The organism is Paenibacillus sp. E194 (genome assembly GCF_000935845.1).
Classification (GTDB): Bacteria; Bacillota; Bacilli; order Paenibacillales; family Paenibacillaceae; genus Paenibacillus_B; species Paenibacillus_B alvei_B.
The window spans coordinates 1-13,014 of sequence record NZ_JMDX01000176.1; the positions used below are offsets into that span (position 1 = coordinate 1).

At 48.0% G+C, this 13,014-nt stretch carries 12 protein-coding genes and 2 pseudogenes; 11 read left to right on the plus strand and 3 right to left on the minus strand.

The features are described from left to right. Nucleotides 1-600 (plus strand): annotated as a pseudogene (locus AZ66_RS20710) (putative PEP-binding protein); the annotation flags it as partial. A 96-nt stretch (nt 601-696) separates the two neighbouring features. On the opposite strand, the gene AZ66_RS20715 reads toward AZ66_RS20710, so the two are convergent. Next, nucleotides 697-1,221: a type 1 glutamine amidotransferase domain-containing protein gene (locus AZ66_RS20715; protein ID WP_021262594.1), complete on the minus strand. Its 525-nt coding sequence runs from the start codon at nt 1,219-1,221 to the stop codon at nt 697-699. Nucleotides 1,222-1,767: 546 nt separating this feature from the next. Between AZ66_RS20715 and AZ66_RS30820 the strand changes: the two genes are divergently transcribed. The 4 genes from AZ66_RS30820 to AZ66_RS20735 all read left to right on the plus strand — a co-directional run bounded on the left by AZ66_RS30820 (nt 1,768) and on the right by AZ66_RS20735 (nt 4,520). Then, nucleotides 1,768-2,130 (plus strand): hypothetical protein, encoded by a 363-nt coding sequence (locus AZ66_RS30820; RefSeq protein ID WP_231586970.1) that lies wholly within the window; start codon nt 1,768-1,770, stop codon nt 2,128-2,130. A gap of 87 nt (nt 2,131-2,217) precedes the next feature. Further along, a complete protein-coding gene (gene ytxJ, locus AZ66_RS20725) occupies nt 2,218-2,553 on the plus strand; it encodes a bacillithiol system redox-active protein YtxJ (protein ID WP_044356580.1) in 336 nt (111 codons plus the stop codon). A 123-nt stretch (nt 2,554-2,676) separates the two neighbouring features. Next, complete coding sequence (gene ccpA, locus AZ66_RS20730) at nt 2,677-3,681, plus strand: catabolite control protein A (protein WP_021256693.1); 1,005 nt, start codon at nt 2,677-2,679, stop codon at nt 3,679-3,681. Between the two features lie 119 nt (nt 3,682-3,800). Next, nucleotides 3,801-4,520: a 5'-methylthioadenosine/adenosylhomocysteine nucleosidase gene (locus AZ66_RS20735; RefSeq protein ID WP_044356581.1), complete on the plus strand. Its 720-nt coding sequence runs from the start codon at nt 3,801-3,803 to the stop codon at nt 4,518-4,520. A gap of 82 nt (nt 4,521-4,602) precedes the next feature. Here AZ66_RS20735 and AZ66_RS20740 read toward each other — a convergent pair. Together AZ66_RS20740 and AZ66_RS20745 are read right to left on the minus strand one after the other, a co-directional pair. Next, nucleotides 4,603-5,791: pseudogene (locus tag AZ66_RS20740) on the minus strand (acetoin utilization protein AcuC). Nucleotides 5,792-5,814: 23 nt separating this feature from the next. Further along, the gene (locus AZ66_RS20745; RefSeq protein ID WP_021262588.1) at nt 5,815-6,453 is read right to left on the minus strand and encodes a GNAT family N-acetyltransferase; all 639 of its coding nucleotides are present in this window, start codon (nt 6,451-6,453) and stop codon (nt 5,815-5,817) included. Between the two features lie 251 nt (nt 6,454-6,704). Between AZ66_RS20745 and acsA the strand changes: the two genes are divergently transcribed. The 6 genes from acsA to AZ66_RS20770 form a co-directional block, all read left to right on the plus strand. Then, on the plus strand, nt 6,705-8,429 hold the full coding sequence (acsA, locus tag AZ66_RS20750) for an acetate--CoA ligase (RefSeq protein WP_044356583.1): 1,725 nt from the start codon (nt 6,705-6,707) through the stop codon (nt 8,427-8,429). Between the two features lie 228 nt (nt 8,430-8,657). Then, nucleotides 8,658-10,055, plus strand: coding sequence for an extracellular solute-binding protein (locus AZ66_RS20755; RefSeq protein ID WP_082061670.1), 1,398 nt, complete (start codon nt 8,658-8,660; stop codon nt 10,053-10,055). A 107-nt stretch (nt 10,056-10,162) separates the two neighbouring features. Then, nucleotides 10,163-11,119: a carbohydrate ABC transporter permease gene (locus AZ66_RS20760; protein ID WP_052648715.1), complete on the plus strand. Its 957-nt coding sequence runs from the start codon at nt 10,163-10,165 to the stop codon at nt 11,117-11,119. Nucleotides 11,120-11,159: 40 nt separating this feature from the next. Beyond that, complete coding sequence (locus AZ66_RS20765) at nt 11,160-12,014, plus strand: ABC transporter permease subunit (protein ID WP_044356586.1); 855 nt, start codon at nt 11,160-11,162, stop codon at nt 12,012-12,014. 42 nt (nt 12,015-12,056) lie between these two features. Beyond that, nucleotides 12,057-12,224, plus strand: a complete 168-nt coding sequence (locus AZ66_RS32895; protein ID WP_231586971.1) for a hypothetical protein — start codon at nt 12,057-12,059, stop codon at nt 12,222-12,224. Nucleotides 12,225-12,228: 4 nt separating this feature from the next. Beyond that, nucleotides 12,229-13,014: PTS transporter subunit EIIC (locus tag AZ66_RS20770; protein ID WP_231586972.1), on the plus strand; the 786-nt coding region annotated here is incomplete at its 3' end.

The window sequence follows — 13,014 nt, forward strand, 5'->3', positions numbered from 1 at the left end:
GTTCAAGACGCAGCTGCGGGCGATCTTGCGGGCAAGCGCACATGGCCCGATCATGGTTATGTTCCCGATGATTACATCGGTGAATGAGGTGCAAGCGGCTAAGTCCATATTGGAACAGGCCAAGGCAGAGCTGCGGAAGAAGGACTTCCATTCAATGAAGAGCTGCCGGTAGGCATTATGATTGAGGTTCCTGCCGCTGCGATGATTGCCGATCAGCTGGCGAAGGAAGTTGACTTCTTCAGTATCGGAACGAATGACTTGGTTCAGTATACACTAGCCGTGGATCGGATGAACGAGCAGATTGCGCATATGTATGATCCTTTCCATCCAGCGGTGCTGCGTTTGATTCGGTATACGGTTCAGGCGGCGAAGCAGGCAGGCATTATGGTCGGTGTATGCGGTGAAATGGCAGGGGATCCGCGGGCGGTTCCGATTTGGCTTGCACTTGGCGTGAATAAACTAAGTATGTCCTCACGCTCCATTCCACGTGTGAAGGCGGCAGTTCGCCGTTCGACGGTGGAGCAGTGCAAGCGTATTGCAGATAGTGTGTTCGAGTCCGGAACGAAAGAAGAGATTGAGATGGTGCTTGAACAGCGTTAATAGGAGATCCTTTCAAGGAGAAATACCATATACAAAAAGGCATGCCTTAGTACCGAAACTAAGGCATGCCTTTTTCGCATGAAGCGGGATATCCATTTACTTCTCTGCAAGCTTGTCGCAGAAAGCTTTGCCGTAGGCAGGCAAGTCAGGCGGTCTTCGTGCTGATACGAGGTTGCCGTCTACGACAACTTCTTCGTCAAGCCATGTAGCGCCTGCATTTTCCATGTCGTCGCGAATTCCCGGTGTTGATGTCACTGTGCGGCCGTTCAAGATTTTTGCAGAGATAAGCACCCAGCCAGCGTGACAGATTTGTCCTACAGGTTTGCCGGCTTCATCCATTTCCTTCACTATGCGAAGGGCGTCAGCGTAGCGACGGATCTTATCCGGTGCCCATCCGCCAGGGACAAGTACGCCATCATATTGAGTTGTATCAATATCTGCATAAGCATAGTCTGAGGTTGCAGGAACACCATATTTGCCAATGTAGGTCTTGCCGCGCTCTAGACCTACCAGATGCACTTCAGCGCCTTCTTCGCGCACACGGTGTACCGGATACCACAATTCTAAATCTTCAAATTCTTCATCTACAAATGCAACAATTCGCTTGCCACTTAAACGCATGAATGTTGTCCCTCCTTCGTATGGTTATAGCAGAGCTTTTCACGGAGCCTCTCCTATTTCTTGCAGTTCTCTCAGGGAATTGGGATTTTTCCCATACAATGTCCATTGTCTCTTTTGCCGTTATGACCTACGATCATAGACAACAGGATGACGCGTATTGTCTATCTATTATTTAACCATATTGCCTGCAAAAAGCATACATGGGCATGTACGATTTGCCTTGGCAACGTGATATTCCTCATTGAAAAAAAGAAAAACGACAATCGATCCGCTGTTAAAAGTGTAAAAAAATACATATCCAAGCATGGAAGGAGATTGTGGAGCGTAGTCGAATATATAGGATAACCCAAAATCGAAATACAGAAATCTGCACAAATTTGCAGCAAGAAGTCATAAGGTTCATCTAGAGATATGGTAAGACTACCTTGTATGTTCAGGGGTGAATGATATGTATACAAGATGCATTTGTGATCATTACATGGATATTACCGTTCGTACCGTTGTACATGCGCGTACAATTCATATCCACCGCGTTCCGGTGGTGACTTGTGTGAGTTGTGGGCGTTCGGAACTGCTTACTTTTGTCAAAAAGATGTAGCCGCTCTCATACACAGCCGCATGGATATGATTGCTGAGAACCCACTTGCACTTGGGAAAGCTCCTCTGCATGTGTCCTTTGATGAGCAGAATGAGTTGGCCAGTGTCATCGTATCCTTGCTGGATGAAGAAGAAAGCGATGATATGCTGTCTCGATTGGAATGCCGCATTGCAGAGCGTGTCAATCAATTGCTTGACTTGTATTTATTTGCTCGAACATGCAATGACAAGTTATGGATGGATGAGCTGCAATGTAGATTAAAGCAGATTTCCGGTTTTAGTTTTGAGTCATATCGGGTTAAAATAAGTTAAAGCGCATTTTCATAGATCATTGCTTTGAATATGAATGATCTTCTCATACATGACAGCAATATATATCGAAGCATAGGAGGCACTACGATGGAAGCAGTAACGACGATGGAAGCATTGGAATCACTAATTGAACGGTCGAAGGAGCAGACAGTTGTTCTATTCAAGCATAGCACACGCTGTCCAATCAGCGCACATGCGGATGAAGAGATGGTGAAGGTAGCTGAGGATTTCGAGCCGCAAGGGATTGCTATAGGCCGAATACTGGTTGTGGAAAATCGTGATGTCTCGCTCGCGTGTACGGATATGCTCGGCATTAAGCATGAATCCCCTCAGGTCATCGTATTGCGGGATGGGGAGCCAGCATGGAATGAATCGCATCATGCGATACGATACGACAAGCTGGAGAGCGTCCTAGGGCAATAAACGGTAAATAATGGCAAGCGGTAGCGGATTTGCTCGTGACATTGCGAATTTTCTGAAAATAGCGTATCATTAACATAATATCAATGGTCGCAACAAATTTATCGTTAATTGGAGAGAAGGATCGTGACGGTAACTATTTATGATGTAGCAAGAGAAGCGGGCGTCTCGATGGCCACCGTTTCCCGGGTTGTCAATAATAACCCGAACGTGAAGCCGCAAACGCGTAAAAAGGTATACGAAGCGATTGAACGTTTAGGTTATCGCCCGAATGCGGTTGCACGCGGACTTGCGAGTAAGAAGACGACAACCGTTGGGGTTGTCATTCCTGATATTTCGAATTCTATCTTTGCCGAAGTAGCGCGCGGTATTGAGGATATTGCCAATATGTATCATTACAATATCATTCTGTGCAATGCGGACAAGAAGAAGGAGAAAGAAATTCGGGTTATTAATACGCTGCTGGAGAAGCAGGTTGACGGACTGTTGTTCATGGGCGGAGTTGTTACGGAGGATCATGTCCAAGCATTCCGTACCGCTTCGGTGCCGATTGTTCTCTGTGCAACTACAGATGAGCATGGCATTATCCCATCGGTTGATATCGATCACGAGGCAGCAGCATTTGATGCCGTAAATACGCTTATTCGCCATGGACATCGCGATATTGCGATGATCAGCGGTACGCTTCAAGATCCTGCGAACGGCTTTGCTCGTTTCCAAGGATATAAGCGTGCATTGGAAGGCGCGGGCATCGAATACAAGGAGGACTTGGTTCGAATCGGTAACTACCGCTATGAGTCCGGCGTAGAGGCGATGAAGTACTTCCTGGGCTTGAAGAAGCGTCCGACGGCAATCTTTGCCGCAACGGATGAGATGGCTATCGGTGCAATCCACTGCATTCAAGATGCTGGCTTGAAGGTGCCAGATGACTTCTCTGTCATCAGTGTTGATAATATCCGTATGGCGTCTATGGTTCGTCCGCAATTGACAACAGTAGCTCAGCCAATGTATGACATTGGTGCGGTTGCAATGCGCTTGCTGACGAAGCTGATGAAGAAGGAAAATGTAGAACATTCACGTGTTATTTTGCCGCATGAGACAATACTTCGTTTGTCTGTAAGTGAAGTATAGGGTTATCGGTTGGTGCATGTGAATCAATAGAAATATGGTGTTGGTATATACGTAAGGCCCCATGTATTGGGGTCTTTTGTATGATTATGAAGATGATATACATAAGGAGGTAGGTCTCGATGACAAATGCGCATGAAGCGGTTATTGGTATAATTGGGGCGATGGATGAGGAAATCGAATTGCTGCTTCAGGCAGCTCAGCCTGTAGAGCAAGTAGATGTAGCGGGATTGCGTTATTATAAAGGCTCGCTTCACGGCAAACATATCGTGATCTGCAAGTCTGGAGTCGGCAAGGTGAACGCTGCTGTCACCACGCAGGTGCTCATTGACCGCTTCCATGTATCGAAGGTGATATTCACGGGTGTAGCAGGTGCGGTTCATCCAGAGCTGAACATTGGTGATATTGTCATCTCGACATCGTGTATGCATCACGATATGGATGTCACAGCGTTAGGCTTTGCTCCAGGGATCATTCCGTTTCAAGAGACTTCGCAGTTTATGGCGGATACGGGTCTTATTGAACTGGCAGAACGCGCGTGTGAACAGCTTGTTCCAGGCCGTTATCGCAAAGGTGTCGTGCTCTCAGGCGATCAATTTGTTGCAGATCGGGACAAAGTGCGTCAACTGCATGAGACGTTCGCTGGATCTGCTTGCACAGAGATGGAGGGTGCTGCTGTAGCGCAAGCATGCTTCATTAATGAGATTCCGTTCGTCGTTATCCGCTCAATGTCGGATAAGGCAGACGGCTCTGCTCATGTGAACTTTGCTGAATTCACGGTGGAAGCGTCGCATCGCTCCCATCAAATTGTAGACAGCATGCTGCAAGGACTCACGGTCTAATTGCGAAATCATAGCATCCAACAGATAAATAGAGCGGCGCAAGCAGTCCCATACATCGGACTTGCTTGCGCCGTTGCTCGTTCTATCGGATATATTCAAGTGCGAGCTCCTTAGCACGTGCATTACGATCTTCGATAATCGCTGCGCCTTGGCATTGGCGCCCACTCTGTGGCATCATCGTGCCAAGTATGTGGGAGAGGCACAGGCGATTGCATCGACCACTTCGATAACCACTGCTGCGGCAATGGCTGCTGGAGGTGGTTCTGTAACGAATGAGCCAGTGGATGCTCACTCATCTCCAGCCACAGCATGCTCCAAGCTCGCGGTACGACACGCCAGATGTCATAGCCGCCGCCGCCAACGGCAACCCACTTGCCATCGCAGTATTGATGAGCAAGCCGATGAATGATACGCGGCATTTCACTGTAGATACGGGTACTGCAATGCATATGTGATAATGGATCGAGTGCATGAGCATCACAGCCATGCTGGCTGATAATAATGTCTGGCTTGAATGCCGCGGCCGCACTTTGCACGGTTTCTGTGAAGCATTCCAGCCAAGATTCATCCTCCGTATACGGCTCCAGCGGAACATTGACACACGCGCCGAACCCTTCGCCGCCGCCACGTTCATGAACGAATCCAGTGCCAGGGAACAGAAACTTCCCTGTCTCGTGGATGGAATAAGTGAACACATCCGGGTTCGTATAGAAGCACCATTGAACGCCATCTCCGTGATGGACATCGGTATCCACATAGAGTACACGTGCTTGGTACATTTGCTGCAGCCATGCAATTGCAACAGCTGCATCATTATAGACGCAGAAGCCCGCTCCCTTATCGCCGAACGCATGATGAAGGCCGCCGCCTAAATGCAGGGCATGCTGTGATTTTCCAGACATGACAGCCTCGCATGCAGCGATGGAGCCGGCAACTATCGCGCATGCCGCTGTATGCATCCCTGTGAAGTAAGGGGTATCCTCGGTATGCAGACCGTATTGTGCAGCACGAGCTACCCATTCGGTTAATGGGTATGGATCGCTGAGATGCTTCACTGCGTCGATATAGTCAGCGCGATGAATGAGGGGCAGCCAGCGTTCGGTATCAGAGGCTTGCGTCTGAAGGCGAATGACAGCGCCTTCATCTATTGCTTCGGCGTACTCTAGCAGGTCATGCGTCATGGCAAGCCGCTGCTGATCGAATGGGTGATCTGCATTAAATCGATAACGGAGGGCTTCCTCATGCATGAAGTATAGGGCCTTACCTGACATGTCCAACATCCCTCTCTACAATACTAGTACATGAACCGCTGACGGAATCGGACGCGATCGAATTGCTCCTCTGACGCTAACGGGACGTCCTTGCCGATGCGGACCATAAGGCAGTTGGCAGGGTGGGAACAAATTTCAGGATCATCCGTCGCATACCAGATCATGCCTACGGATTCCATCAATTTCTCCATCATCTTACGATAGTCCCATACGTTCATCCGGGTTCCGTCTAAATCCCAATGCCAATAATATTCAGTCGTAAATACAATATAGCGTTCCATCTGTTCATCTTCAAAAGCCGTCGATACCATGCTTCTGCCAAGGCCAAGCGAGCGATAATCCTTGGCTACCTCGATGGCGCCAAGCTCAATGAGATCGTCCATTCCTCCGTCTGACCAGCGCTCTAGTTCATCGGGGTAATGGAAGGTGACATATCCGACGATGGTAGAGCCTTCCCTAGCAATAATAATGCGTCCTTCTGGCAAATCCGCAATTTCGATAAGTGCTTGTTGCTGTTCTGCTGGCCTGCGGAATGCCTTCAGATCGGTGTGCATAGTCAAGGTGCGAAGAATATCGGAACGTACGGGGCCTTCGACGACGACAACTCGTTCTCGTTCCGTATGAGGAATAACATGAGCGTAGTATCTCTTCGGATGTTCCACACCGAGCAGCTCCTTTCGTCTCTTCCATTCCGTTATAGCAAAAAAAGGTTGATTTGAAAAGGAAAAGAATAGGCGAAAAAGAAAACGTATGCTATAATGATTTTGCCTTAAAGTTCATGATTTTTTCCCTTGACACCACGAACTGCATCATCGTCCTTTAGTACAGTTCTTCATGAAAGCGATTTATTGCGCTTAGGCGTGAATAGTGAAGCATGAATAAAGAATGAGAAAGAATAGGAGGATGGAACAATATGGGTAACGTGCAGGGAGAAATTATTGCTGCTATAGCAAGCAATCCGAACATGAGTGACTATGAACAATGGTCGGCCGATTTCAAATGGGAAGACATAGAGAAGCAATTTTCATGGTATGAGACAGGTAAAGTGAATATGGCTTATGAAGCGATTGATCGGCATGTCGCGAACGGGCGTGGTGATAAGGTAGCGCTCTATTACAGCGATGCTGCACGTGATGAGTCGTATACATTTGCTGACTTGAGCCGCAAGACGAATCAGTTCGCGAACGTGCTGCGCAAGCTTGGCATTCAGAAGGGAGATCGGATCTTCATCTTCATGCCGCGTACGCCTGAATTGTACGTCAGCTTGCTGGGAGCATTGAAGGTCGGTGCGGTCGTAGGTCCACTGTTCGAAGCATTTATGGAGACAGCGGTTCGGGATCGTCTGGAGGACAGCGGGGCGGTTGCGATCGTGACGACGCCATCGCTCGTTCATCGTGTTCCTCGCTCCGAGCTGCCAGCATTGAAGAATATCGTTCTTGTTGGCGAGGGCGTAGAACAAGAAGAAGGTATAGTGGATTTTCATGCAGAAATGTCTACAGCTTCCGAAGAAGCTGAAATCGAATGGCTGCAGCGCGAGGATGGACTCCTTATTCACTATACATCTGGTTCGACAGGGAAGCCGAAGGGTGTATTCCATGTTCACAATGCTATGTTGCAACATTATCATACTGGCAATGTTGTACTAGATTTGAAAGAAGACGACGTATATTGGTGTACGGCAGATCCGGGCTGGGTAACGGGGACTTCGTATGGAATTTTCGCACCATGGCTGCATGGGGCTACGAACGTTATTCGCGGCGGACGCTTCAGTCCACAAGACTGGTATGCGACGATTGAGAAATATAAGGTATCGGTATGGTACAGCGCTCCGACTGCATTCCGCATGTTGATGGGTGCTGGAGATGACGTGATTGCGAACTTTAATTTATCGAGCTTGCGCCACGTTTTGTCCGTCGGTGAACCACTTAATCCAGAAGTTGTTCGCTGGGGAATGAAAGTATACAATCATCGGATTCATGATACTTGGTGGATGACAGAGACAGGCGGGCAGCTGATTTGCAATTACCCAGCAATGGCCATTAAGCCTGGTTCCATGGGCCGCCCTGTTCCAGGTATAGAAGCCGCAATTATTGATGATCAAGGCAACGTACTGCCTCCGTTCCGGATGGGGAACTTGGCAATTCGTACGCCGTGGCCTTCGATGATGCGCAAGGTGTGGAACAACCCTGCTAAGTATGAGGAATACTTCCGTCTGACTGGTTGGTATGTGTCAGGCGATTCTGCCTATATGGATGATGAGGGCTACTTCTGGTTCCAAGGCCGTATTGACGATGTCATTAATACTTCAGGTGAGCGCGTTGGGCCTTTCGAGGTAGAGAGCAAGCTGGTAGAGCATCCGGCAGTTGCAGAAGCAGGTGTTATCGGCAAGCCTGATCCAATGCGCGGTGAGATTATAAAGGCTTTCATTTCTTTGCGGGAAGGCTATACGCCGTCTGACGAATTGAAGGCGGATATAGCGCGGTTCGTTAAGGAAGGATTGTCTGCACATGCGTCTCCTCGCGAGATTGAGTTCAAGGACAAATTGCCGAAGACACGCTCAGGCAAGATTATGCGGCGTGTGCTTAAGGCTTGGGAACTGAACCTGCCAACAGGTGATTTATCAACGATCGAGGACTAATCCCTGAGATCTTATTGACAAATCCATAATCGTGGGATATTATCCCAATAGCGAAGCGAAAATGCAACGCGAAACGACAAGTACAATAGAATGGACATAACATGTTACCGCAAGGGCATTCGTTATGGAAGTTCAGTCGCTATGTGACTGCCTTCTTAACGTATGCCCTTTTTTGTCGTTGCATCGTTATCGCGAATTCAATCCATGTTGACGGAGAGGGGTATATCCATGAACGGAATGCATCACAAGTGGGGCAGGTCCTTACTGCTGCTTATCATTAGCGCACTTGTCTTAATGACAGCAGCAGGTTGCAGCTCGGGCAGTCAGAAGAATGGAGAATCGAATAGCGGAAGCAGTGGGCAGACAACGGAGAAAGCACAGAGCAACATCAGCGATGCTGGCAAGACAGATTCATCTGGCGGCGAGGTGTCCGGTGATTTTGAAATTCAGTATTTCGTAGGCGGATACGGGGATCAGGGCTGGAAGAAGATTATTGCTGAGTTTCAGAAGAAGTACCCAAATGTAAATGTGAAAGAGTCAGCAGGCCCGAAAATCAATGATCAGATGAAGCCGCGCTGGATTCAAGGCAATCCTCCTGACTTCGTCTACATTGACGGTGCGGGCTCAAATGCAACCCAAATGGTGCAAGATGATCAACTGATGGATTTGACCGATTACTTTAAAGAGGCCAAGAACGCGGATGGCAACAAGATTTCAGAGGAGCTGCTGCTGAAGCCAATCGATTACAGCGGCAAAACGTATACGATCCCATTCGTGTTCGGCTCCTGGGGAATTTTCTACGATAAGAAATTCTTTGCAGACAATGGCTGGACGGAACCGAAGGATTTCGACACTTTTATGAGCGAAGCGAAGAAAATCAAGGACTCCGGCAAGGTCAATGCACCATTTATATTCACAGGTAAGTATCCGTACTATTTCCAAAATGGTGTGATGGATTCCGCATTCGTTGTGAACAACAACAACGATACTTCGATTTTGCTGGACATGTTCGCTTTGAAGGAAGGCGTATTCAAGAGCGAGCCTGTGAAGAAGGCATTGGAGCAAATGGTGCAAATGCGTGATGCAGGTCTCATTGACCCTGCTTCAGCCCCAATTAACCATATCGACTCGCAAATGCTATTCTTGCAGCATAAAAATGCGTTTATCCCAAATGGACTCTGGCTCGAAAATGAAATGAAGAAAGATGTTCCGCAAGGTTTTGAATTCGGTTTCATTCCATCCATTACTCAAAAGCCGGGCGGAAAATTTGTAGCGATTCCATTTACGGCTACGGTTGGCATTGCGAAGAAGGCGAAAAATCCAGCAGCCGCTAAAGCATTCCTTGAGTTTTTGTTCACGAAGCAATCTGCCATTACATGGGCGGAAGAGACAGGCGCACTGGGCAACTTGAAGGCGGATTTGGAAAAATCCAATGCGAGTGGGCTGTCCAAGACAGCTATGAAATTCTATAGCTCAGACAATACCATTGTCGCCCCTTACATTGAATTGAATGCGGATGTGGATAAGGTGCGATCAGACTCCACACTCGCGCTTATGATGGGCAGCATTACTCCAGATGAATGGATGGAGCGCATGGAGAAGGCTGCTGCGAAGGCAAGGAAGTAGAGAGGTAGTACATCAGTTAAGCGAGGGATGCATGCGTGAGCAGACGCATGCATCCTGATCTGCATCGACAGCTTGATGAATGGGGAGACCGATAAGGAGGGGGCTGCTTGAACAAGATCGTGCCTGCACAAGAGACTCCTGTTAAGGGAGATGTGAGCGGACGGGTCGGCCTTTCATGGAAGCGGAAGCGCCAGATCTTCATGTTCGTATTTACCATACCTACGTTGTTATTTTTCTGTTTATTTATGATATATCCGATTTTTCACGGGCTATATTTCAGCTTCACAGATTGGTCGGGAGGATCGGAGACGAAGAACCTAATCGGCATTGATAACTATCGCGAATTAGCGAATGATCCGATTATTGGGAAGGCCATTCTGAATGACTATTTCTTCGTATTCTGGAAAGTAGTTGGCATTGTTGGGCTGGGGGTCTTATTCGCGGTGCTGATGACTCGCTTTCGGCTCCGTGGGAGCGGGTTTTTCCGCTCGGTGTTCTTTATCCCGAATATTCTGTCTGTCGTTGTCATTGGAGTGTTGTGGAATTATATATACAACCCAAGCATCGGATTCTTGAATTCGTTCTTGTCATTGTTCACGGCGGATAAGGTTCAGACGCCATGGCTTGGAGATCCAAATCTTGCGATGTGGATGCTGCTTCCTCCAGCAATATGGGCTGGTGTAGGGTTCGTTATGATTCTAGTTATCGCAGGAATCTTGAACATTCCGAAGGATTTATATGAGGCAGCCAGCATCGATGGCGCTCAGGAATGGCAGCAGTTCTGGCGCATTACGATGCCGCTTACATGGGAACAAATTAAAGTATCGATTTTATGGGTTGTGATGACGACGTTAAATGGATCATTTGTCATCGTATGGATGATGACCGAAGGTGGCCCGGATAATGCGACACAGGTCATGGGCTCGTACTTGTATCAGATGGGATTCCGCCAATTCCATTTCGGCTATGCTTCTGCGATAGGCGTACTTATTCTCATTCTGTCGCTCTTTACGACGTTGGCGCTTCAGCGGCTATTGCGCAGAGATGCAATTGAGATGGCTTAACTATTTCGACCGGAAAAGGAGAGGGCGGCCTATGGAATCCATGCAGCAATATCCTCGTAAGCGTTCACATATGATGGTTAGAGCTTTGATGTATGCATTACTAGGGATATGGACGTTACTCGTCATGTATCCGCTGCTGTGGTCCATCCTGGGCTCGTTCAAGACGAATCAGCAGTTCCTGCTAAATGCGCCGTGGAGCTTGCCGGAGTGGCCGTTTGAATGGGCTAATTTCACAACAGTATGGAACAACTATCACCTAGGAACGTACTTCATGAACTCGTTAATTGTTACGGTTGTAAGCACTGTGTTAGCTTTGCTGCTTTCTTCTACGACATCTTATATTATCGCTAGATTTCCGTTTCGCGGCAGCATGGCACTGTATAATCTATATTTGTCCAGCATGATGATCCCTCTTATTCTTGGATTGATTCCGCTGTTTTTTCTACTTTCCAATCTGCATCTAGATAATTCTCTCCTCGGACTGATTCTTGTTTATACGGTGACTAATTTGCCTTTTGGTGTATTTGTACTCGTCGGATTTTTCCGTTCGATGCCTAAGGAGTTGGATGAGGCAGCTTCCATCGATGGAAGCTCGTATTATGGGGTCTTCTTCCGTATTATGCTTCCACTTGCGAAGCCTGGACTCATCTCTGTAGGCATGATGAACGTGTTGAACATTTGGAACGAATATATTATTGGTACAGTGCTGGTGAACGATCCTGAGAAGTATACAATTCCTGTAGGCATTGCAATCATGCAGGCAGAGATGCAGTATCGGACAGAATGGGGGCCGTTATTTGCGGGATTGCTGCTCTCAATCATCCCTGTGCTGATTTTATATATGATCTTCCAGAAGCAGATTACAAGCGGCATGATGGCCGGAGCGATTAAATAATGGCAGCATCCTAGCAGCTAGGTAAGGGGATCGGTGTTGCGAATGAAAATGATGACGTATATGCAGCAAGTTGGCCGATCGCTGATGATTCCCATTGCAGTGCTTCCCGCAGCATCAATATTAGTGCGGATTGGAGATATCAAATCCAATATTCCGTGGGTGGACACAGCAGCAAGTGTATGCAAATTAGGCGGGAACGCCATTTTTTGATCATATGCCGTTATTTTTCGCGGTTGGGGTAGCGATCGGATTAACTTCAGGCCAAGGGGTTGCCGCCTTGGCCGCTGCTGTTGGATACTTCGTATTTACCAATGTCATGAAGCATTTCGAAACTGGGATTGCCCTTGATACAGGAGTGCTTGGCGGGATGCTGTGCGGAGCGATTGTGGCAGCCTTGTATAAGCGCTATCAAGGCATTCAGCTGCCGGAAGCAATCGGCTTCTTCGGAGGCAAGCGCTTCATCCCGATCATCTCTTCACTGGTTATGGTAGTTGTAGGAGTTGGAGCCGGTCTTATTTGGCCCGCGATACAGGAGGCTATTCGTGATGCAGGTACCAGTATCATGACCGCGAAAGGCTGGGGAGCGGGCTTGTATGGCTTGTTGAACCGATTGCTCATACCTACGGGACTGCATCATATACTGAACAATATTGCATGGTTTCAAATTGGAGAATATGTAACAGATGCAGGGACGATAGTGCGAGGGGATTTGTGGCGATTCCATGCTGGCGATCCTACGGCGGGAACCTTTATGGCAGGTTTTTTCCCTGTTATGATGTTTGGACTGCCGGCTTACGCACTTGCAATCGTCCGCTCATCTCAATTACAGGAACGCAAGCGCATCGCTTCGATTATGCTAACAGCTTCGCTGACAAGCTTCCTGACCGGAATTACGGAACCGCTTGAATTCACGCTTATGCTGACGGCGCCAGTCCTCTACGGGATGCATGCGTTGTACACTGGTTTAGCGCTCATGCTTGCAGATCTCATGAGCATACGA